Below are 22,263 nucleotides of genomic sequence, written 5' to 3'. Positions count from 1 at the left end.
TCATCCTGTTATATCACTGTCTTTTTCCACACCGCCGCCCAACGCCAACCACAGTTTCATAGTGGCATTGAGGTAGTTGTACTGCAGATCTGACAAATTGGTTTCGATGGTCAGCAGATCGTCCTCAGCATCCAGTAGGCTCTGGAATGAGACGGCCCCCGCCTGGTACTGGCTTCTGGCCAATACCAGGCGCTGCTGGCTAAGCTGCAGATTCTGTTGCTGATTGATTTTTTGCTGTTGATAGCTGAGCCGTTGCGACATGGCGTTATCCACGTCGGCAAGCGCGTTGTAGACCTGGCTGCGAAAGACAATCGCCGCCTGTTTGACGTCCAAATCCGACTTCTCAATGGTCAATTGCACCGTGTTCCATTGCACAAACGGCAACGCAGCGTTGGCTCCCAGCGTCCTGACCGGATTGCTGAACCATTGAGAGAAAATGCTGCTGGCAGAGCCGAGTGACGCAGCCAGTGACAGCGATGGATAGAAGCTTAAACGCTCCACATCCGAACCGGCAAGGGCTGCTCGCAGACGCCCTTCCGCCGCCTTCACGTCTGGACGGCGGGCAATGACCTCAACCGGCAGCACTTTGGCAATTGGCACATCCTGATTGATATCCAGCGAGCTGCGCTCTGCCTGACGATCGGTGGGCGAACGGTTAAACAGGATCGCCAGCGCATTACGGTTCTCTTCCCGCTGCTGTTGCAACGTGCGATAGGTGTTCTCGCGATTAAGCAACGACTGTTTCGCCTGTAACAGATCGAGCTGTCCGGCAGCACCGGAAGCATAACGTGACTGCACCAGAGCCAGCGTCTGCTGACTGATTTCCAGACCCGCTTGCTGCTGTTTTATCTTCTGGTTAAGGTTGGCGATCTGCCAATAATATTGCGCCGTATTGCCGATCAGCGTCAGCGCGGTGTTTTGCCGATCCTGCTCCGTGGCTTCAGCCTGCCACTGCGCCTGTTCTCTGGCACGTGCCAATTTTCCCCAGAGATCCAGCTCATAGCTCAGCGACACCGTCGTGCTGTAAGACTCCGTCGGAGTAGTATTATTCCGCAGGTTTTTGCTGTTGTTGGCGCTACCCGTCACTGAAACATCAGGCGTTAAATTGGTATCGGTTAACCCGGCCGCCAATCGGGCCTGCTGGAGCTGTATGCCCGCGATGGCCAGATCGTTGTTGCTGGTCAGCGCTCGTCCGATCAGCATCGAGAGCTGTGGGTCCTCAAAGTTATCCCACCAGTGGTCATTGTGTTGCAGATAGCCAGAACCGGTATCCTGCACTCGCCACTCGGCGGGCACCGACAGCATTGGCCGCTGATAATCGCTTTTCGTCAAGGAACCACAACCGCCCAGCAGCAGGGGCAACAAGATGGCTAGAGAGAATTTGTTCATCATCATTCGCGCGCCAGCGCCTCCGTGGGATGAAGACGTGCCGCATTGCGCGCCGGGAAAAAGCCAAAACCCAGGCCGATCAGTGCAGAGAACCCGCAGGCAAGTACCAACGGTGGCCAGGTAAAGATCATGGTGAACTCTTTGGTTACCCACGAGAAGATCACCCCGGCCAAACCGGAGCCAATAATGCCGATCAGCCCGCCCAGCGAGCAGATCACCATCGCTTCAATCAGGAACTGGCGCATGATGTCCGCTGGCCGTGCGCCGACCGAAAGACGGATGCCGATCTCGTGGGTGCGTTCGGTGACCGACACCAGCATGATATTCATCACGCCAACCCCGCCCACCAGCAGCGAAATCCCGGCAATGGCGGTGATCAGCAGATTCATGGAGTCCGACGCCTTGCGGATGGCCTGCGTCATCTGATCGTTGGTCTGGGTGTAAAAGTCACGCTGGCCATGAGCCTGTTCTACTAGTTTTTCCACGCGTCCCTGCACCTCATGCGGTGAAAGCCCGTCACGTACACGCAAGGTCATGGACTCGATCGGCATATCGCCGGACATGCGCTCCAGCAGCGCGGTATAGGGCATCCAGGCGCCCAGCATCATGCCGCTGAATTTGCCGCCTTTACGCTCGGCAATGCCGATCACCCGGTAAGGCGTACCGCCAAGCTGGATGATTTCCCCTTCTGGTGTTTCATCCGTTTCAAACAGCGTATCGCGTAATTCCGGATCGATAATCACCACCGGTTCCCGCTCGTCCAGATCGCGCTGGGTAAAACCGTTACCAGAGATAAAATGCAGGCCCTGCACGCGGAAATAGGCATTGCTGATGCCAGAAATCGCCACCGTAACCTCTTTGCCACCGCGCACCGCGGTCACCGCTGTGCTGACCACTGGCGATACACTGTCGACATAAGGCTGGCGAGCCAACAGCTCTACATCGGAAACCTTCAATGCGCGCGCAAAGTCAGGCCGCACTTTCCCTCTCCCTTCACCAGGGCGGATCTCCAACGTGCTGTTGCCCAGTTGGCCGATCTCCCTGAGAATATTTTGCCTTGCACCCTCACCCACCGCCATCGACGACACTACGGAGGAGACGCCGATAATGATGCCCAGCATCGACAGGAAGGCTCTGGCACGGTGCCCCATCAGCGCACGCCAGGCCATCTTGATCGCCTCTTGCACACTCTGCCAGAACGGGTTACGCCCAGTAGCAGCAACCACCGGCAATACGGGACGGGTGTCCAGTGGCGCAACCGCTTCATTGCGCCGATCGTCAATAATTTCACCGTCGCTGATTTCGATAATGCGCTGCGCCTGATTGGCGACATCCCGATCGTGAGTGACGATAATGATGGTGTGCCCCGAGCGGTGCAGAGAGTGCAGAATTTCCATCAACTCCTGCCCACTGGCGCGATCGAGCGCACCGGTCGGCTCATCGGCCAGAATGATTTCGGCCCCGTTCATCAACGCTCGGGCAATACTGACGCGCTGCTGTTGCCCGCCGGAGAGCTGCGCCGGTTTGTAGTTCATCCGCTGTTGCAACCCAAGCCGGGTAAGCAGGTATTCAGCCCTCGTCTGACGTTCCGCCGCTGGCATCGCGGTATACAGGGCAGGAATGGCGACGTTTTCGCTGGCGCTCAGATAAGGCATCAGGTGATAACGCTGGAAGATAAACCCGATGTACTGGCTGCGTAACTCGGCCAACTGCTCACTGCTGGCAAGTTGGGTGGAGATACCTTTGATCTGCATCTCACCTTCGGTGGGTTTATCCAGGCAGCCGATGATGTTCATCAACGTGGATTTCCCCGAGCCGGACGCGCCAACGATCGCCACCATTTCGCCAGGTTGGATGGAGAGGGAGACATTTTTCAGAACCGCCACGGTCTGCAACCCGGAAACAAAATGCCGGGAGATACCGCTCAGTGAGATCAATGCAGAGGATGGCTTAACCATTGCTAGCGCTCCCCGCCAGCACCACGCGGTCGCCCTCTTTCAGCCCTTCTTTTACTTCGGCAAACTGGCGATCGTTCAAGCCGATGCGCACCCAGCGTGACTCAAGCTGTTTACCGTTCATCACCTGCACCTGATAACGATCTTTACCCTGTTGTTCACCAAAGGCGGCCACCGGGACACGCAGGGCGTTCTTCGCCTGCTCGGTAATGATAAATACCTGGGCGGTCATAGAGGTACGCAGCAGACGTTTGCTGTTGGCAATGGCAAATACGCCACTGTAATACACCGCCGAGGCTTGCTGATTAGAGGAACTGGACGGGTTATCTTCCTGCAAAGCGTCACTGGGCGCTTCCTGGATCGAGCCCATCACGCTTTCGTAGCGCTGTTTTGGATCGGCCACCACGTAAAACCACAGCGGTTGCCCCACGCGCACTTTCAGGATATCGGTCTCCGAAATACGGGTGTGTACCGTCATGGTATCCACATCCGCCAGCACCAGAATGGTCGGGACGGTTTGTGATGACACGATGGTCTGCCCTTCTTTGGTGACGATCCCCAACACTTCACCGTCGATCGGCGCAACGATGCGGGTAAAGCCCAGATTGGCCTTGGCCGTTTCCAGCTCCATCTGCGCCTGGACGATCTGCGCGTCGTTGACCTTCAACTGGGCAACCTGGGTTTGGAACTGCGCCTGCGCCTTTTCCAATTCGCTTTTCACCCCTGAACCATCGCGATCCAACTTCATCTGACGCTTCAATTCCTGCTGATACTGCTTGAGCGTTGCCTGGGTGACTTGCTTTTGCGCTTCGGCGCTTTGCAAGGCGGCTTCCGATTTACGCAGTGCGTTTTGTTGCAAGGTCGGGTCAATTTCCGCCAGCAGTTGCCCGCGGGTAACACGATCGCCCTGCTTCACATACAGCTTTTGCAATTGCCCGTTAACCTGGGCACCAACGCTGACCTGCAGCGCCGGTTTAAGAATGCCGGTGGCCAGCACGGTTTTTTCGATATCGCCACGGGTGATCTCTTCGGTGTCATAGGTATGATCCTGCGCTGGTGTCGAGACGTACCAGACGATCGCGCCGATCAAGGCCACCAGGCACAGCAAGGCGAGCATTACCAGACGGCGAGCCTTGCCAAACATCTTCAGCTTCATCAGCACACCGCCGTAGTCAGTGTCGGTGGTGTTTCGACGCTAGCCACATGGCCATTGCTCACGCGGAACACCCGATCAAACATCGGCAAGACGCTCTCGCTGTGCGTTACGGTGATCAACGTTTTATGCCGTTCGCGACAATGTGCCAGCAAGGTGGTCATCACCTGATGTGCCGTTTCCTCATCCAGGTTGGCCGTGGGTTCATCCAACACCAGCACCGGGCGATCGCTGTACATGGCACGTGCCAGCAACAGGCGTTGGCGTTGCCCCAGAGACAGCCCAGCATGGCTTTCACGGATCAGGGCATTCAGGCCGCCGGGCAATTTCTCGATCACCGGGGCAAGATTCAGCCCCTCCAGCGAACGCTCAATCTGCCGATGCTTTTGTTCATTAAAGTTCTCATCAAACAGCGTGATGTTTTCAAGCACCGTAGCATTGAACAAGATGTCCTCCTGGCTTTGCAGGAAGAACAGCGCGTGCACCTGCTGATAATCGAGCGGCTGACCATCCACCATGACGTCCCCTTGCTGTGGTGGCATCAGGCCGGTCATCACCTTCAGCAAGGTGCTTTTACCTGCACCAGACTCACCGACAATGGCAATGCTTTGCCCCGGCCTGAGCGACAGCGAAAGATCGTGCAGCACCGGTTGCTGGGCGTCATAGGCAAAGGCGATATGGTTATAACGCAGTTGCGAGGTGAACGACGGGATGGGCGCAGGAACCGCATCATTGCCTAACGCCGGTGCAGAACGTGACGGAAACAGATCCCGCGCGCGGGTATCAATCACGTTCAACTGATTCTTTTGCAGGATGGAATAGAAAATCTTGGTGATGTAAGAGGTGAAAATTTCACGCACAAAGCTATAGGCAAAGAACTCCCCGAGCGTGATAGTTTCGTTTTTCAACAACGGCAGCGCCAGGAACATAAACAGCACCATCTCCAGGCTGCCGATTAGCTGATACAGGCTGCTTTTGACCTGCTCGTACATTCTCTGTTGCTGGCGGCAGGTAAACAGCGCCAGGGCATATTTGGCAAACAGGCCCTTACGCTGGCTATCGAGCCCAGCGGACTTGATGGTGGCGAACCCTTGAATGCTCTCCAGGATAAAGTCGCTCTGTTCGGCCGTTTTGACCTGCATTTGCTGGGTAAAATAGCGGTCACGATAGATGGCCCAGACGCTAACCAGCCCCATCAGGGTGACACTGATACCAGACACCATCGCCAGCAGCGGGCTCATATAGCACATCACCGCTAGCGCGATGGCACCGATGATCCAGTCGGTACGCAGGCCATTATCCAGCTCGATTTTAATGCCCGAGGCCATCTGCCAACTGGCAAAACGGCTAAAGACGTCACCCGGCGCACGTTTATCAAAGAAATTCAGTGAATTACTGAGCAAGCGCGAGAAACCGGCCACGCTGTTGACCACCACAAAGCGTTTAATAAATCGCTCGGTGATCCAGCGCACCCCGAAGGCCAACGTGGTCGAAACGACAAACGCCAGCAGGAAGTAAAAATAGGGGAAATCTGTTTTTCCCGCAGAGGAAAAGACCTGGTTGATGGCGCTACTGACCATCGTCGGCATGATAAACAGGGTTAACGAGATCAGAAACGCCAGTATCATCAACCGGTAAATGCCGGGGATACGTGCCGTTTCTTTCAGACTCATGGTGTCGAACATGCGAAAGCGTTTACTGCGCTGCACGTTGGCCAGCGCCTGCGGATCGGGCTGGGTTTCATTGTCCAGCACCAGCGCATAACCGCTGATATCCAGTTTCAGCGCATCAATCGGCAACAGTTGCTGACCAATGCCCGGATTCATCACGCAGACATGGTTGCCTTTACGGTAGGCCAGCACCACGTAATGGCTGGCGCCATAATGCAAAATGGCGGGCAGCGGTAATTCTGCCAGCTCATTATGTTCAAAGGCCACGGGATAAGCGGGCATCGCCAATTCACCCATGATATCGCACAGCCTGGCCAATGAAGTGCCATGCTGTGAGGCCGGATAGCGTTCGCGCAGGCTTTCCAGCGAGACATCAATCCCCTGGGTTTCCGCCATCATGGCGATGCAGGCCAGCCCACATTCGTTAGTTTCGCCTTGAAAGACCAGCGTCGGGATTATCTTTTCCATGATCTGACTTCTTCAATTTCCGGTTTATTCATTGATAAAAAATAACGAATGTGCGTGCCATAACAGCCAGTCCTCGGGGTGCCGGACGATCGAACTCTCAACAATTTCCGGTAGCCTGGCTTTCACACTGCGCGCCGGCATCGGCGGATCAATGTGGATTTTTATCTCTTTGTCGTAATACAGGTAATAAAACACCACCTGCGCCGACAGCGCTCGGGCAATGCGGATCACGCCGCTGTGCAAATTGGCCGGGCGATCAAACAGACGGCAACTGAGCTTTGCCGTTTGCGCCGTATTGGTATTAACGGTGTAATCCGGCGAGATATCCGGGAAAATCATGATATTGCGTTGATGATCGGCCGCTTCCATAATCGCGCCCATCAGATTGCCGGCAATTTCCCGGTTATCATCATGGATCGAGCAATAGGACAGGTTAACGCCCCCTAATTCCCGCGCCCTGGCGTGATACACCTCCACGCTCACGGAGACAATCGCCGTTGCCTGTCCCGGAAATACCCCCGCACCGACCATACCGGCCAGCACGTCAGAGAGCATATGCAGCGGTGCCAGCACCACTGGGTGCCCTGCCTGATGCAAAGGCTCGACGACCGCATTAAGCTCTGCCTGGCAGCGAGCCAGTTGGGCTGCGACCTGAGGGCTCTGACCATAGGTTGCGGCCAGCTCCAGTAAACGGCGGCGCTGACTGGTGCGGGCAAAATTCCCTTGGTAGTCAGCCCCGAGCAGGGATTGCTTATTCGCCTCGGCCACAAAGGCACGCCGACGATCGCCCCGGTCATTTAATCGCAGCCAGCGGCCCAGCGCCCCCAGCCCAAGGAACCAACGGTAGTTGCCGTGGCGCAGCAGCCAACAAACCGTCTTGCCGTATGCTCTGCGCAAGGGCAATGAACCGCGTGCTAGGGTTGTGAGCGCCTCTCTCCACGCCAGATACACCCACACGGCAAATAAACGCATTATTGCTCCAGCGGTTTGTCATGCTGTAACAATGACAGCAGATGATCGGCAAACTCAGGGAAATCGCGATCCTGCACGGCCATCCACTTTTTGTTGACGATAAACGTTGGGGTCGCCTTGAGTTGGTAATGCCCGGATATTTTGGTCATATAGTCCAGTAGCTCTGCCACCTGCGGTGTCTGGCTGGCTTTGTTATAGGCAGCAAGATCGATACCGTTTTTCGTTAACCATTTATCGCGATTGACTGGATTACTCAGATCGATTTTGTCTTTGATTATGGCGTTATAAGCGCTCTCACGGTGCTGTGGTTCAATGCCCATCACCGTCAGGGTCGCAAACAACGGGGCAAAGCTCGCCAGGCCATCATTGTTCAGGTTGGCGATATGCACACGGACCAGTTGAGTCCCGGCTGGCATCCGCGCTTCCATCTTGGCTACATTCTCTTCGTTCAAGGCGCAATAGTGGCAGCCGTAAGAGAAGATCTCGACAATCGTATTATCCGTGTTTATCGGGCTGGTTTTAACGTCGCTCTCGCTGACCATAGTCAGAGCCTGTTGTTCAGGACCGGCATTCTGATTCAGCACAAAATAGTGAAAATAAGCCGTGGTGATCAGCGAAGATATAATAATAACCAAAAGGGTATAGGCGAAAAGATAAAAGGGCTTCTTGAACATGAGCGCTACGTCCTAAATTACATATACCCAAAATCTTTCAAGGTTGCGTGTGAATAATCACAAACCTTAATGTATAAGGGTAAATCGATTAGCACTTAATAACGGAGGGATATTGATTGTTTTAGTCAGGCAGGCTGCAATAATCCTTGCAGCAGTCACATCCCTGTCCATTAAAAATGCACGAGAATCAAACAGGCTGATGCGATAAATCCTACCGCATCAGCACTGGCATTAGTTCCTGTTAAACAGGAAACCAACGTTTACATTATGGCTTCAGAGCACAATTGGCCAAAGAAACTGGCGCGCTGTCAACGCTAACAACCTTGCCATCTTTGTCTACACAAGTGGTAACGGCATTACAAGTAGATGGGGTAAGGTTTACATACTCAACGCTACAGGTTTTGCAGGTGCCGCCAACGATTGTGCTAGCTTCAGAAACGTTTAATTTTTTCACAACATCATCCTTATATAAAAGTGAAATAAATAGCCCTAGTTATGTCTATCGTCAATGATAGAACAAATCTACGCTTAATATAAAGGCACGATAACCCATGCCTTTATTAAAGCGCAGAATATATGATATTTATTAACTTCTCTGTTACGGCGAGGGCAAAGATACCGTGATCTCTAAAACAGATCAATGGTATTTTTATTGATAAATATTATATAAGAATTATATTACGGAATTATTGATAAAGGATTATTCTTATAAAAACCAAGTATCACACCCAAAAAATCAGGGTTAAACCCTAGCCTTATCGCATTAATTAAAAAAATCTAGGTACAGGATCATTCTTACATCATAAGAATAATCACACCAAGAGAGTGGGAAATTTTAGAGAAAAAATGGACACTCCCCAGCTCAGTCAACGGCTCTAGCGGATGAGGTAATACGCAAACAGGCATCATTTCCTCCCGGTTGTGATGCACTACGCATTATTTTTCAACGCCACGCAACACGGACGTATTGTGGTGGAACAGCCACGCATAATCCGCATTCCTCCCTCGCTACCTGCTGTTGGCCATTTTAACGTTGCCTCCTGATGACACGGAGGAAACAACAGATGGAAACACAACGCGGTTTTACCCTGATCGAATTAATGGTGGTTATTGCCATCATCGCCATCCTCAGCGCCATTGGCATTCCCGCCTATCAGCGCTATATCCAGAAGGCTGCCATGACCGATATGTTGCAAGCCATGGTGCCGTACAAAATGGCGGTTGAATTGTGCGCATTGGAAGGCGGTGGCCCGTCTGGCTGCGATGCTGGCAGCAAAGGGATCCCTGCAGGGGCGACAACACGTTACGTCAACAGTATCAAGGTTACAGGGGGAACCATCAGCCTGGTCGGCACACAAAGCCTGCAAGGCCTGACGGTGACGCTGGCTCCCACAATGGACTCCACCGGCCCCATGCGCTGGACACGCCAATGCAGCAGTAGTAACGCCAGCCTGCAGGAAACCTGCCAGGAAGTTTTCCGTTTTGATGATGCAGCGCAGTAAAGGGGGCAGCATGGAAATCAGCGATGAAATCCACGCGCTGTGCCAACGCTATCAGGCCCTGGCACTCAGCGAAGACGAGCAGAGGCTGACTATCGCCCTGCATGGTGAAATCCCTGCAGAACTGGTGAGCGCTCTGCGTTTCGCCACCGGCAAAAGCGTGGGGATTGAGCAATGGCCCGTTGCGCGCCTGGAACAGGCACAGAACCAGCGGCAATCCCTCGCTCTGGTTCCACCTCCGCCGGAAAATACCGAGGAGCGGCACCCTTCGCTTAACGACGATAGCGACACGCCGGTAGTGCAATTTATTAATCAAACGCTGCGTAGCGCCATTCAACGGCGTGCCTCTGACGTGCATTTTGAACCTTATCAGCAGCGATTCCGCGTCAGACTCAGGATTGACGGAGTGCTGCAGGCAATCGCCTCTCCACCCTTTTCGCTGGCGGCCAGGATCACTGCCAGGCTGAAGATCATGGGGCAACTGGATATCGCCGAGCGCCGCCTGCCACAGGACGGCCAACTCAGCGTGCAACTGGATAATGCCAGTTTCTCAATGCGGATCTCCACCTTACCCACGCTGCATGGTGAAAAGGTGGTACTGAGGATCCTGCAAACCGATCGCCAGGAGCTGCCGCTCGAGCAGCTTGGTATGAGTCTGGAAGCACTTGGGTGGTATGCCAATGCCCTCTGCAACCCGCAAGGCATGATCCTGGTGACCGGCCCGACCGGCAGCGGTAAAACCGTGACGCTGTACAGCGGGTTACGCCAGTTGAACGATGCACAGAGCAACCTGTGCAGCGTTGAAGATCCTATCGAGATCCCGGTGTTCGGCATTAACCAGACGCAGATCAACAGCAAAACCGATCTGGACTTCGCTCGGGTGTTACGGGCCCTGCTGCGCCAGGATCCGGATGTCATCATGATCGGCGAGATCCGCGATAAAGAAACGGCAGAAATTGCCGTTAAGGCGGCACAAACCGGGCATTTGGTGCTATCGACCCTGCACACCAACTCCACCTGTGAAACGCTGACCCGCCTGACCCAAATGGGCATTCCCGGTTACCTGCTGGCGGCCTGCCTGAAACTGGTGATCGCCCAACGCCTGGTGCGGCGTTTGTGCCCCCATTGCCGCTATCCACAAGTTGAGATCCTGCACTTCCCGGCCACCATTTGGCCGGAACCCCTGATCCCGTGGCGTGCGGCCGGATGTGAGCATTGCTTTGGCGGTTATTACGGCCGGATCGGCGTTTACGAACTACTGAAGACCACGCCAGAAATCCAAAATGCCCTGATGCAAAATGCCTCAGTGATCCAGTTGGCCGATATCGCACAGCAGCAGGGTCAAACAACGCTGCTGCAAGCGGGCCTGGAGCTGGTCGCCCAGGGGATAACCTCGCTGGAGGAACTGTACCGCGTGGTCGGGGTGAACACTCAGGGTGAGAGCACAGCATGAAAACTCGCCGTCTGTTTGTTTGGCAAGCCATCGACAGCCAAGGTGGAATTCGCCATGGCGAACTGCTGGCGGAGGAGAAAAATCAGGTCTATCAGCATTTGCTGGAGCAAGGATTGCAGCCTTACCAACTGGGGGCGGGGAAACGGATCTCTGCACGTCAATGGCGTGGCGAGCCAATGATCCAATTCACCCGCCAGTTGGCTACCTTGTTGCAAGCCGGGTTACCGCTGGTCAACAGCCTACAGTTGCTGGCTCAGGAGCATCAGTCGGCAGCCTGGCGCTGTTTGTTGCTGGAAATCAGCAATAGTGTGGCGATGGGGCAGCCCTTTTCCGAAGTGATTGCAGATCAACATCGCGTATTCCCCCTAATCTACCGCCAACTGATCGCGATCGGCGAATTGACGGGCAATCTGGATCGCTGCTGCCTACAGTTGGCACAGCAACAGGAAGCCCAGCAAAGGCTACAGAAAAAGGTGCTGAAGGCACTGCGCTACCCGCTGTTTATCTGCCTGGTGGCCATTTCAGTCACCATTCTGATGTTGGTGATGGTGCTGCCGGAGTTTGCCAAGATTTATCAATCATTCGACGCCCCGTTGCCCTGGTTTACTCAAGGGCTGCTGGCACTGTCCGGCGCATTGATCGCTACCGGGCCTTATCTATTGCTCACAGTGGCTGGGCTGGCAGGATTTTATTGGCGCAGGTTGCATCCGTTAGCAAATTGGCAGCAACGTGAGCAGGCGATGCTGCTACGCATCCCGTTGATTGCCTCGTTGGTCAAGGGCAATTGCCTGAGCCAGGTATTCCGTATTCTGGCCATGACACAGCAGGCAGGATTGACGCTGGTGGCAGGGCTAAGCGCCGCGAAGCTATCGGTGAATATTGTGTTTTATTGCCAGGCGCTGACGGCGATCGAACAGCAGCTCTCGCAAGGGTATCCCTTCCACAGCGCGCTAGCTCAACAGCCGCTGTTTCCTTCGCTATGCCAGCAATTAGTGCGGGTGGGAGAAGAGTCCGGCACGCTCGATATCCTGTTGGACAAGCTGGCGCTTTGGCACGAACAACAGACCTATGAGCTCGCCGATACGCTGGCGCAAACGCTGGAGCCGTTGTTGATGATAGTGGTTGGCGGGATTGTAGGTACGTTGGTGATCGCGATGTATTTGCCGATATTCCAATTGGGGAATGTATTGGGGTAATGCAATCAATTTTCGCCCTGTTTGATACGGGCACAGCATTGCTGCGCCCCTACCAGGTCAGGCAATTATTTGCTGCCGAAAACGCGGTTTTCCTGCTCCGCCACGCGGATAAAAGTGGTGCGTTTGGTCAGCTCTTTCAGACGTTCTGCGCCCACATAAGTACAGGCAGAACGCAGGCCACCGAGGATATCGCGCACGGTAAACTCGACTTCACCACGCAGCGGCAACTTGACGGTTTTACCTTCCGCAGCACGGTAGCCGGCTACCCCACCCACATGGCGTTTCATGGCAGACTCTGAGCTCATACCGTAGAACAGCATGAATTTCTCACCGTTCTCTTCCACCACGGTGCCTTCACATTCGTCGTGCCCGGCCAACATCCCGCCCAGCATGACAAAGTCTGCGCCGCCGCCGAAGGCTTTTGCTACATCACCCGGTACTGAACAACCGCCATCGCTGACAATCTGCCCGCCCAAGCCATGTGCGGCATCGGCACATTCGATCACCGCGGAAAGCTGCGGATAGCCCACACCGGTTTTCACACGGGTGGTACAGACCGAACCAGGACCAATCCCGACCTTGACGATGTCGGCACCGGACAGCACCAGCTCTTCCACCATTTCACCGGTAACCACGTTACCCGCGCAGATCACATGGCTAGGGCAAGCTTCACGGGCTTTTTTCAGGAAGGCAACAAAGTGTTCGGAATAGCCGTTGGCCACGTCGATGCAGATAAACTTCAACGCTGGGGAAAGTGCCAGGATCTGCTTCATCTTGACGAAGTCGGCTTCAGAAGTACCGGTAGACACCATCACATGACGCAACACGGAGTCGGACGAGCGCTGAACAAACTCGGCCCATTGCTCAACGGTGTAGTGTTTATGAACGGCGGTGAGAACGTCGAAGGTTGCCAGGGCCTCGGCCATGCGGAAGGTGCCAACCGTATCCATATTGGCGGCAATAATCGGCACACCGGACCAGTTGTAACCTGAATGTTTGAAGGTAAACTGGCGCTCCAGTTCAACTTCCGAGCGGCTTTTCAGCGTGGAACGCTTTGGGCGGATCAACACATCTTTAAAGCCTAACTTCAAATCTTCTTCAATACGCATGACTTATGATTTCCTGGTTTTTGGCGACGGATCGCAAGGGGATTTCGAACCACTACCCTATGAATTTCAAGTTTTACCTTGAAAGGCGGCGGGTATTGTTATTGCCAGTTCCAGTGGTGTTATCATACGCACTAATAATCGCTCGGCAAGACTGCGATTTCGCCTTTATTTACGGTACAATCCCACAAATTTACTTGTGACATCCCAATGTGATTGCCGCCTCATTTTCCCAATCCCGCGGCTCAAATTACCCCTCTCAAAACACCAGGCGCAGGGCAAGTCACACGCACCCGCTTGCACTTCTGCGCGATCGCTTTATGATTCGTTTATAATTTTTGGTGAATATCAGGATCCCTTCGGCCATGTCCTACATTGTTGCATTAACCGGCGGTATCGGCAGCGGTAAGTCCACCGTTGCCAACGCCTTTGCACGTTTTGGCGTGGCCATTGTGGATGCGGATATCATTGCTCGCCAGGTGGTTGAGCCTGGAACCCCGGCATTGGACGCCATTGCGGCACATTTTGGTAATGAAATGTTGCTGATGGACGGATCCCTCAACCGTGCGGCTTTGCGTCAGAGGATCTTCAGCGATCCCGACGAAAAGCGCTGGCTAAACCAGTTGCTGCACCCGCAGATCCAGCAGGAAACGCAACGCCAACTAGCCAACGCCCAGAGTTGTTACGTACTATGGGTAGTCCCCTTGCTGGTAGAAAACGGCCTGCAGGATCGTGCCGACCGCGTTTTAGTGGTGGATGTCGACAGCGAAACACAATTAGCCAGAACCATGGCCCGCGACGGCATCAGCCGTCAGCAGGCACTGAATATTCTGTCTGCACAGGCCACGCGCGAACAACGTCTGGCCGTGGCGGATGACGTAATTGACAATAGCGGTAGCGCACAAGGAATTGAATCCCATGTCGCCGCATTGCATCAACACTATCTTGAGCTGGCAACCTCAGCGACCCGACAGGATCACACCGAATGAGTGACGCTTCCCCGACCGTTCTCTTTGAACACCCGTTAAACGAAAAAATGCGCACCTGGCTGCGGATCGAGTTTTTATTACAACAACTGCATGGCCAAAGAGCACTGAGCGAAACCGCTATCGCCCTGACCTTTTTCCGTACCGTTGCGGACCTGCTGGACGTATTGGAACGTGGCGAAGTACGCACCGAACTGCTCAAAGAGCTGGAACGCCAGCAGCAGAAATTACTGCAGTGGGCAGAATTGCCCGGTGTCGATATCTCGGTGGTCAATCAGCTACGCAGCCAGCTGAAAGGCTGTGCATCTGCGCTGATGTCTGCCCCGCGTATGGGCCAGGCGCTGCGTGAAGACCGGCTGATTAGCCTGGTTCGCCAACGTCTGAGCATCCCTGGCGGTTGTTGCAGCTTTGATTTGCCTACGCTGCATATGTGGATGCACGTAGCACAGCATGAACGTGATGCGGACGTGGCAGAGTGGTTGCAAACTCTCGAACCCTTGAATCAGGCGCTGACCATCGTGTTGGATCTGGTGCGCCAGGCCGGGCCGTTTCGCAATCAGATCAGCCTCAACGGCTTCTTCCAGGATAACGCCGAAGGGGCAGATCTGTTACGCTTGCGTATTAATCTGGCTTACCAGCTTTACCCGCAGATTTCCGGCCACAAGACGCGCTATGCCATCCGTTTCCTGCCGCTAGACAGCGAAACCGGCACAGTGCCAGAGCGTCTTACCTTTGAGCTGGCGTGCTGCTAACACACTGAATTACCCCTTTAACTATCAGAGGGAGAAAGGAATGAATATGACCGTAGTAAAATGCCCAACCTGTGGCAAAGGCGTGGTTTGGGGTGAAGTCAGCCCGTATCGCCCGTTCTGCTGCAAGCGCTGCCAGTTGATCGATCTCGGTGAATGGGCCGATGAAGAGAAACGCATTCCCAGCAATAATGAGCTGAATGAAAGCGAAGATTGGAGCGAACGACAAATCGGTCAGGAACCGATTTGAACGCTGCTTGCAGCGGCCCTGAAAGGGCGAGGCTCATGGATGAGTCGAGTAAGACAAGGATCTTTAAAGTGGTGTTATTAGGCCTGTTAACCCAGGCCTAAAATGACTACGCGGCACTGGCCTGCGCCACCAACAGTTTAATGATACTGACGTTGGCTTCGGGGAACTCTTCCTCGCGCAGGTCGGCCTGTTTCACCCAGCGCATCGGCTGGCCTTCACGGCCATAGGGCTCGCCCTTCCAATCCTCTACCAGATAGAAATTCAGCGTCACGATCCGATCGGTAAAGCGGTGCTCCAGCACTTCCAGTAGCCGTGCCTGATTGGCGTGGATCCCGGTTTCTTCCAGCAACTCGCGGCCTAATGCCTGCTCCGGCGTTTCGCCCTGCTCAATCTTGCCACCAGGGAATTCCCAAAAGCCGGCCATATGCGAATCCACAGCGCGGCGTGTGATAAAGATTTCCTGCTGCGGGTTACGGATAATCCCTACGGCGATGTTCAGGTGCTTCATCGCATCCTCCAGATGTTACCACTTAAAAAAAGGGCTCAGCATGCTGAGCCCTTCGATTGATGTCATATACAAGGGCGCAGCATGCGGCGCCCTCTACATTGTGACCCGGCTTACTTTTGCAAACGGCCGTGGCACTGCTTGTATTTCTTACCGGAACCGCATGGGCAAGGATCGTTACGCCCTACTTTACGTTCGGCGACAGCCGGAGCGTTCGGATCGGTGACCGCCAGGGCATTTTCTTCCTGGTGGCTTAGCTGTTGCTGGCGAGCCAGACGCTCTGCCTCTTCACGACGTTGCAGCTCCAGGGCTTCAACCTCTTCCGGCATGCGTACCTGAACCTTGCTCAACACGCTGATCACTTCATATTTCAACGATTCCAGCATGGTGGCAAACATGTTGAAGGATTCACGCTTGTATTCCTGCTTCGGATCTTTTTGCGCATAGCCACGCAGGTGGATACCCTGACGCAGGTAATCCATCGCCGCCAGGTGCTCTTTCCACAGGGAATCCAGCGTCTGCAGCATCACGCCTTTTTCGAAGTTGCGCATCATTTCGGCGCCAACAACCTCTTCTTTGCGCAGGTAATCTTCCTTCGCCTTCGCCATGATACGTTCACGCAGCGTTTCTTCGTGCAGTTCAGGCTCTTTATCCAACCACTCGGAGATCGGCATATCCAGATCGAAGTCGTTTTTCAGGCGCTCTTCCAGCCCTTTCACGTCCCACATCTCTTCCAGAGACTGCGGCGGAATGTAGCTGTCGATGGTGGTTTTAAACACGTCTTCACGGATGCTGTTGATAGTTTCACTCACGTCGGACACGTCGAGCAATTCGTTACGCTGGCTGTAGATCGCACGGCGCTGATCGTTGGCCACGTCATCGTATTCCAGCAGTTGCTTACGAATATCGAAGTTACGGCTTTCAACCTTGCGTTGCGCATTGGCAATGGCTTTGGTGACCCACGGGTGCTCAATGGCTTCGCCATCCTTCATACCCAGTTTACGCATCATGCCAGAAACACGATCCGAGGCGAAAATACGCATCAGCGCATCTTCCATTGACAGGTAGAAGCGGGAAGAACCGGCATCACCCTGACGGCCGGAACGGCCACGCAGCTGGTTGTCGATACGGCGTGATTCGTGACGTTCGGTACCGATAATGTGCAAGCCACCAGCGGCCAGCACGGCGTCGTGACGAATTTTCCAGGCTGCTTTAATTTCGGCAATCTGCTCTTCAGTCGGATCTTCCAGATGGGAGATTTCACTCTGCCAACTGCCGCCCAACACGATATCGGTACCACGACCGGCCATGTTGGTGGCGATGGTTACTGCGGCAGTCTGACCCGCATTGGCCACAATATCCGCTTCCATGGCGTGGAATTTGGCGTTCAGAACCTTGTGTTCGATCCCTGCCTTGGTCAGCTCACGGGAAACCACTTCGGATTTCTCAATCGAGATGGTCCCCACCAGCACTGGCTGGCCGTTGGCAGTGCGTTCACGAATATCTTCAATGATCGCCGCGATCTTCTCTTTTTCGGTCATGTAGACCAGATCCGGCATATCTTTACGGATCATTGGGCGGTTGGTCGGCACCACGATGGTATCGAGCTTGTAGATGGAGCTGAATTCGAAGGCTTCGGTGTCCGCCGTACCGGTCATACCGGCCAGCTTCTCATAGAGACGGAAGTAGTTCTGGAAGGTGATCGAAGCCAGCGTCTGGTTTTCGTTCTGGATCTCTACGCCTTCTTTGGCTTCTACCGCCTGGTGCAGACCATCGGACCAGCGGCGGCCCTGCATGGTACGGCCGGTATGTTCGTCAACGATAATGACTTCACCGTCTTTAACGATATAGTCAACGTCGCGGGTGAACAGCACGTGGGCGCGCAGCGCGGCGGTGACGTGGTGCATCAGCATGATGTTGGTTGGTGAATACAGCGATTCGCCTTCATCCATGATGCCCGCTTCCATCAGCATCTCTTCGATCATGATCAGGCCGCGTTCGGTCAGGTGTACCTGGCGCGCTTTTTCATCGACTGAGAAGTGCCCTTCACCCTGGAAGGTGTCGGAGTCTTCTTTTTCCTGACGGATCAACTGTGGGATCAGCTTGTTAACACGCTTATACATCTCTGAGCTGTCTTCGGCCGGGCCGGAGATGATCAGCGGCGTACGCGCTTCGTCGATCAGGATGGAGTCAACCTCATCCACCAGCGCATAGTGCAGCTTACGCTGTACGCGCTCTTCCGGGCTGAACGCCATGTTGTCACGCAGGTAGTCAAAGCCGTATTCGTTGTTGGTACCGTAAGTGATATCTGCGGCATAAGCTTCACGCTTGGCCGGAGCAGGCATGCCAGGCAGGTTGATACCCACGCTCAGCCCCAGGAACTCGAACAGCGGACGGTTGTTTTCGGCGTCACGCTGGGCCAGGTAGTCGTTGACGGTAACCACGTGCACGCCACGGCCGCTCAGGGCGTTCAGATAGGCAGGCAGGGTTGCGGTCAGGGTTTTACCTTCACCGGTACGCATCTCGGCGATACAGCGGTCGTTGAGCACCATCCCGCCCAGCAGCTGTACGTCGAAGTGACGCATGCCGAAGACTCGCTTACTGGCCTCACGCACTACGGCGAAGGCTTCCGGGATCAGGCTTTCCAGCACTTCGCCCTTTTTCAGACGCGCGCGGAATTCATCGGTCTTGGCCTGCAGTTCGCTATCAGACAGTTTTTCCATGTCTGGTTCCATACGGTTGATCATCTCAACCGCTTTGCGCATACGGCGCAGGGTACGATCGTTGCTGCTACCAAAAACTTTGGTCAATAGTTTGATTAACATGATTCTTTATATCTCTTACGCGACGACACCATAATGGCCGTCAACAAGCTGTTGTGTTGTTTGTTTTTTTGCTGCCCTGAGGGCAAAGATTAGCCGAGGGCTGCAGGCCCGGCGCGAATACCTTGCACCTGAGCGAGCCACAGCCCGGCATGATGCTGCGCCAAAGAAGGAACGATGGGGTGATGGGTATCACGAATGATAGTCGGTGGTTTTGGCTCGTGCGTCAGTAGCGCATTGAGCGTGGAGAGCAGAGCAAGCTGAGCCACCTGTAATGGAGGTTCAACCGCAACGGTCTCCGCTTCTTGCACCCGGGCATAGACGGCCTGAGGCGCCAAAGCAAAAGAGAGGTGACGGATGACGGTTCGAAGCGCATGCTGGTGCCAGTAATCAACGTTAAACGTTGGGCGACGATGCACTTCTTGCAGTAACGCCAGGCTGTTAAAGGCGTGACTGACGGAATTTTGCCGGTTAAGACTGGACGAGGTGCTCGGTAATGCGCTTTGATCGACGGTGCCGGACAGATTCTGCGGTACGCCAAGCGTGGCCGCTACCATCCCCAACAGGAGATGAGGCCAGAAATAACGTCTGCCAAATTGTCGCCAACGATTTAGAATACCGATCACGTGTTTATTATCCGCCGGAGCCCATTATGCGCGATAGCCGTCCACAATTATTAGATATCCTGTTTGACGACGCGTCTGCAACAGAGAAAGGACCGCTGCATAACGTTCAGCAACGCGCTACCGCGCTACTGAAACTCAATCGTGCCGTGAAGGGGTTATTGCCCGCTCAGTTGCACCCTTGGTGCCGTGTCGCCAACTTCAGACAGGGTATTTTAGTGCTGGAAACCGCCAATGCCAGTTGGATGATGCGCTTACGCTATGAACAACCCAGCCTGCTATCCGCACTACGAGCGCAAATTCTACCATCTTTGTCGTCAATCGACATCAGGATTAATCCCTCGTTGATGGCAAAAGGCAGCAGCCAGGTACAAAACCACGGCAAAAGCACGGAAAATGGCCAGCAGGCAGAGGTGCCTATGCGTCATTTGAGCCTGGAAAGTGCGGATGCATTACGGGGATTGGCGGCGCAGAGCCCAGAAAAATTACGCAAGATATTAGAACGACTGGCCGCGTTGGCAGGAGAGAGAGCCAACGAGACCGGTCGTGATAAATAATTGACGTCTTGGCAGCTTAAGCCAGTACGGTTGACGGAGCCTTGAATGCCAACGGCATTTCGGCTTCATCCTGGAATGTCACGAATTCCCAAGCTTCCTGTTTCGCCAGCACGGCTTGCAGCAGCTTGTTGTTCAGCGCATGGCCTGATTTGTACGCGGTGAACGCGCCAATGATGTTATGGCCGCACATGAACAGATCGCCGATGGCATCCAGCATTTTGTGGCGTACGAATTCGTCTTCGAAGCGCAGGCCGTCTTCGTTGAGGACACGATAGTCATCCACCACAATCGCGCAATCGAAGCTGCCGCCCAGGGCCAGGCCACGGGACTGCAGATACTCGATATCACGCATGAAACCGAAGGTACGCGCACGGCTGATTTGGCGTACGAACGAATCGGCTGAGAAATCCAGACGATAGCGTTGGGTACTGGCATCAATCGCCGGGTGGTTGAAGTCGATGGTGAAGTCCAGGCGGAACCCGTTATGCGGGGACAGCTCTGCCCACTTGTCGCCATCTTCAACGCGTACAGTGTCTTTCAGACGCAGGAATTTCTTCGCCGAGTTCAGCTCTTCGATGCCGGCATCCAGCAACAGATAGACAAACGGGCTAGCACTACCGTCCATGATCGGGATTTCGGCAGCGTCAACTTCAATAATGATGTTGTCGATACCCAAGCCCGCCAACGCAGCATTAAGATGCTCAACGGTGGAAATACGCACGTCTGACTCATTCACCAGGCAAGTACAGAGCATGGTATCACGCACGGATTTTGCATCAGCCGGGAAATCTACCGGTGGATTCAAGTCAGTGCGACGATAGATGACCCCGGTATTAGCCGACGCTGGGCGCATTGTCAGCGTGACTTTCTTGCCGGTATGTAAACCGACACCAGTCGCCTGCACAATACGTTTTAATGTCCTTTGTTTGATCATCGTTTTATCTCGCAATGTTATCAATCCAACCAGCCCAGCATACAGCAAGGCTGGCGGGACAGTTTAGCACAAAGAGCGGAGATTCCAAATTATCAGCTTATTCCTAGTCTGCCTGCTTACGCAAGAAGGCCGGGATATCCAGATAATCAGGCTCTTTGTTTGGTTGCGCGTTCTGATCGTTCACCACCTTGGCGGCAGGTTTCACTTCCTGCTGCAGCGGTGACATACCATGCTGCTGGTAACGGTGATCCATCACTGGCTGGCTGGCCTGTTTATTGGTTACCAGGGTGATTTCAGGACGTTTGTCCATACCGATACCGGTCGCAACTACGGTCACGCGCAGTTCGTCGTTCATTTCCGGATCCAGCGAGGTACCGATTACCACGGTCGCATTGTCGGAAGCGAAAGCACGAATGGTGTTACCCACGGTTTCGAACTCATCCAGACGCAGGTCGAAGCCAGCGGTGATGTTGACCAGTACGCCACGGGCGCCGGACAGGTCGATATCTTCCAGCAGTGGGCTGGAGATCGCCATTTCCGCCGCTTCTTCGGCACGATCTTCGCCACAGGCAACGCCAGAACCCATCATCGCGTAGCCCATTTCGGACATCACGGTGCGAACGTCAGCAAAGTCGACGTTCATCAGGCCTGGACGGGTGATCAGTTCGGCAATACCCTGCACGGCGCCTTTCAGCACGTCGTTGGCCGCGCCGAACGCGTCCAGCAGAGAAATGCCACGGCCCAGAACTTTCAGCAACTTGTCGTTCGGGATGGTGATCAGCGAGTCCACGTGCTTGGACAGCTCGGCGATACCCTGCTCCGCGAATGCCATGCGCTTCTTGCCTTCAAAGTTGAAAGGCTTGGTCACTACGGCCACGGTCAGAATACCCAGATCTTTTGCGACTTCTGCCACCACTGGCGCAGCACCGGTACCGGTACCGCCACCCATGCCGGCCGCGATGAAGACCATGTCTGCACCTTCCAGGGCGGCGCGCAGGGCTTCACGGTCTTCTTCCGCTGAATTACGACCCACTTCCGGGTTCGCGCCTGCACCCAGACCTTTGGTAATACCGCTACCAATCTGGATGGTTTGGCCAACTGCCGTTTTACGCAGCGCCTGAGCGTCTGTATTAACGGCGAAGAATTCAACACCTTCGATGCGCTCGCGCACCATGTGTTCAACGGCATTGCCACCGCCACCGCCGACGCCGATGACTTTAATCACCGCGTCATTGGTTAGTTCCATTGGTTCAAACATAGTTTCTCTCCGTTTTGTGCCTGTCGCTGCGAGATCATAAAAAG

Annotated in this window: 20 protein-coding genes; 7 read left to right on the top strand and 13 right to left on the bottom strand. The window is 54.4% G+C overall.

What is annotated here, in order from left to right:
- From D9980_RS24700 to D9980_RS24670, 7 genes are all read right to left on the bottom strand, one after another.
- Window positions 1-1,305, bottom strand: a complete 1,305-nt coding sequence (locus tag D9980_RS24700; RefSeq protein ID WP_370454361.1) for an efflux transporter outer membrane subunit — start codon at window positions 1,303-1,305, stop codon at window positions 1-3.
- 86 nt (window positions 1,306-1,391) lie between these two features.
- On the bottom strand, window positions 1,392-3,347 hold the full coding sequence (locus tag D9980_RS24695) for an ABC transporter permease (RefSeq protein ID WP_121608703.1): 1,956 nt from the start codon (window positions 3,345-3,347) through the stop codon (window positions 1,392-1,394).
- Window positions 3,340-4,500: an efflux RND transporter periplasmic adaptor subunit gene (locus tag D9980_RS24690; RefSeq protein WP_121608702.1), complete on the bottom strand. Its 1,161-nt coding sequence runs from the start codon at window positions 4,498-4,500 to the stop codon at window positions 3,340-3,342. Before D9980_RS24690 ends, D9980_RS24695 begins: the two co-directional genes overlap by 8 nt.
- Window positions 4,500-6,635: a peptidase domain-containing ABC transporter gene (locus D9980_RS24685; RefSeq protein WP_121608701.1), complete on the bottom strand. Its 2,136-nt coding sequence runs from the start codon at window positions 6,633-6,635 to the stop codon at window positions 4,500-4,502. Before D9980_RS24685 ends, D9980_RS24690 begins: the two co-directional genes overlap by 1 nt.
- A gap of 24 nt (window positions 6,636-6,659) precedes the next feature.
- Window positions 6,660-7,607, bottom strand: a complete 948-nt coding sequence (locus D9980_RS24680) for an ABC transporter (protein ID WP_121608700.1) — start codon at window positions 7,605-7,607, stop codon at window positions 6,660-6,662.
- Complete coding sequence (locus tag D9980_RS24675; RefSeq protein ID WP_121608699.1) at window positions 7,607-8,281, bottom strand: DsbA family protein; 675 nt, start codon at window positions 8,279-8,281, stop codon at window positions 7,607-7,609. The genes D9980_RS24680 and D9980_RS24675 overlap by 1 nt, the downstream gene beginning before the upstream one ends.
- Before the next feature lie 265 nt (window positions 8,282-8,546).
- Window positions 8,547-8,735: a DUF4762 family protein gene (locus D9980_RS24670; protein WP_071784939.1), complete on the bottom strand. Its 189-nt coding sequence runs from the start codon at window positions 8,733-8,735 to the stop codon at window positions 8,547-8,549.
- Window positions 8,736-9,345: 610 nt separating this feature from the next.
- Between D9980_RS24670 and ppdD the strand changes: the two genes are divergently transcribed.
- The 3 genes from ppdD to hofC are packed head-to-tail and all read left to right on the top strand — an operon-like array spanning window position 9,346 to window position 12,429.
- The gene (ppdD, locus tag D9980_RS24665; RefSeq protein WP_121608698.1) at window positions 9,346-9,783 is read left to right on the top strand and encodes a prepilin peptidase-dependent pilin; all 438 of its coding nucleotides are present in this window, start codon (window positions 9,346-9,348) and stop codon (window positions 9,781-9,783) included.
- Between the two features lie 10 nt (window positions 9,784-9,793).
- Window positions 9,794-11,233 carry a type II secretion system protein GspE gene (gene gspE, locus D9980_RS24660; RefSeq protein ID WP_121609081.1) on the top strand — a complete coding sequence of 480 codons (1,440 nt, stop codon included), beginning with the start codon at window positions 9,794-9,796 and terminating at the stop codon, window positions 11,231-11,233.
- Entirely contained in the window at window positions 11,230-12,429 is a 1,200-nt protein-coding gene (gene hofC, locus D9980_RS24655) for a protein transport protein HofC (protein ID WP_121608697.1), read from the top strand. The genes gspE and hofC overlap by 4 nt, the downstream gene beginning before the upstream one ends.
- A gap of 65 nt (window positions 12,430-12,494) precedes the next feature.
- On the opposite strand, the gene D9980_RS24650 is transcribed toward hofC, so the two are convergent.
- Complete coding sequence (locus D9980_RS24650) at window positions 12,495-13,538, bottom strand: GMP reductase (RefSeq protein WP_021179338.1); 1,044 nt, start codon at window positions 13,536-13,538, stop codon at window positions 12,495-12,497.
- A gap of 362 nt (window positions 13,539-13,900) precedes the next feature.
- Between D9980_RS24650 and coaE the strand changes: the two genes are divergently transcribed.
- Genes coaE through yacG form a run of 3 tightly spaced genes read left to right on the top strand, consistent with a single transcriptional unit; the run spans window position 13,901 to window position 15,520 of the window.
- On the top strand, window positions 13,901-14,524 hold the full coding sequence (gene coaE, locus D9980_RS24645; protein ID WP_121608696.1) for a dephospho-CoA kinase: 624 nt from the start codon (window positions 13,901-13,903) through the stop codon (window positions 14,522-14,524).
- Window positions 14,521-15,273 carry a cell division protein ZapD gene (zapD, locus tag D9980_RS24640; RefSeq protein ID WP_121608695.1) on the top strand — a complete coding sequence of 251 codons (753 nt, stop codon included), beginning with the start codon at window positions 14,521-14,523 and terminating at the stop codon, window positions 15,271-15,273. Before coaE ends, zapD begins: the two co-directional genes overlap by 4 nt.
- A gap of 40 nt (window positions 15,274-15,313) precedes the next feature.
- Window positions 15,314-15,520 (top strand): DNA gyrase inhibitor YacG, encoded by a 207-nt coding sequence (yacG, locus tag D9980_RS24635; RefSeq protein WP_202728619.1) that lies wholly within the window; start codon window positions 15,314-15,316, stop codon window positions 15,518-15,520.
- Between the two features lie 106 nt (window positions 15,521-15,626).
- Here yacG and mutT read toward each other — a convergent pair whose 3' ends face one another.
- The 3 genes from mutT to secM form a co-directional block, all read right to left on the bottom strand.
- On the bottom strand, window positions 15,627-16,028 hold the full coding sequence (gene mutT / locus D9980_RS24630; protein ID WP_121608693.1) for an 8-oxo-dGTP diphosphatase MutT: 402 nt from the start codon (window positions 16,026-16,028) through the stop codon (window positions 15,627-15,629).
- Window positions 16,029-16,138: 110 nt separating this feature from the next.
- Window positions 16,139-18,850, bottom strand: a complete 2,712-nt coding sequence (gene secA, locus D9980_RS24625) for a preprotein translocase subunit SecA (protein ID WP_121608692.1) — start codon at window positions 18,848-18,850, stop codon at window positions 16,139-16,141.
- Window positions 18,851-18,939: 89 nt separating this feature from the next.
- Complete coding sequence (gene secM / locus D9980_RS24620) at window positions 18,940-19,473, bottom strand: secA translation cis-regulator SecM (protein WP_121608691.1); 534 nt, start codon at window positions 19,471-19,473, stop codon at window positions 18,940-18,942.
- A gap of 26 nt (window positions 19,474-19,499) precedes the next feature.
- Here secM and D9980_RS24615 point away from each other — a divergent pair, with 26 nt between their 5' ends.
- Window positions 19,500-20,027, top strand: coding sequence for a DUF721 domain-containing protein (locus D9980_RS24615; protein ID WP_024483521.1), 528 nt, complete (start codon window positions 19,500-19,502; stop codon window positions 20,025-20,027).
- 16 nt (window positions 20,028-20,043) lie between these two features.
- Here D9980_RS24615 and lpxC read toward each other — a convergent pair whose 3' ends face one another.
- Window positions 20,044-20,961, bottom strand: coding sequence for a UDP-3-O-acyl-N-acetylglucosamine deacetylase (gene lpxC, locus D9980_RS24610; protein ID WP_021179330.1), 918 nt, complete (start codon window positions 20,959-20,961; stop codon window positions 20,044-20,046).
- A 103-nt stretch (window positions 20,962-21,064) separates the two neighbouring features.
- Complete coding sequence (gene ftsZ / locus D9980_RS24605) at window positions 21,065-22,219, bottom strand: cell division protein FtsZ (RefSeq protein ID WP_121608690.1); 1,155 nt, start codon at window positions 22,217-22,219, stop codon at window positions 21,065-21,067.
- Between the last annotated feature and the right edge of the window lie 44 nt (window positions 22,220-22,263).

It is taken from the genome of Serratia sp. 3ACOL1, from assembly GCF_003668775.1.
Taxonomy (GTDB): Bacteria; Pseudomonadota; Gammaproteobacteria; order Enterobacterales; family Enterobacteriaceae; genus Chania; species Chania fonticola.
Note: the sequence above shows the minus strand (reverse complement) of the source record. Positions and strands in the feature narration are given on the sequence as shown.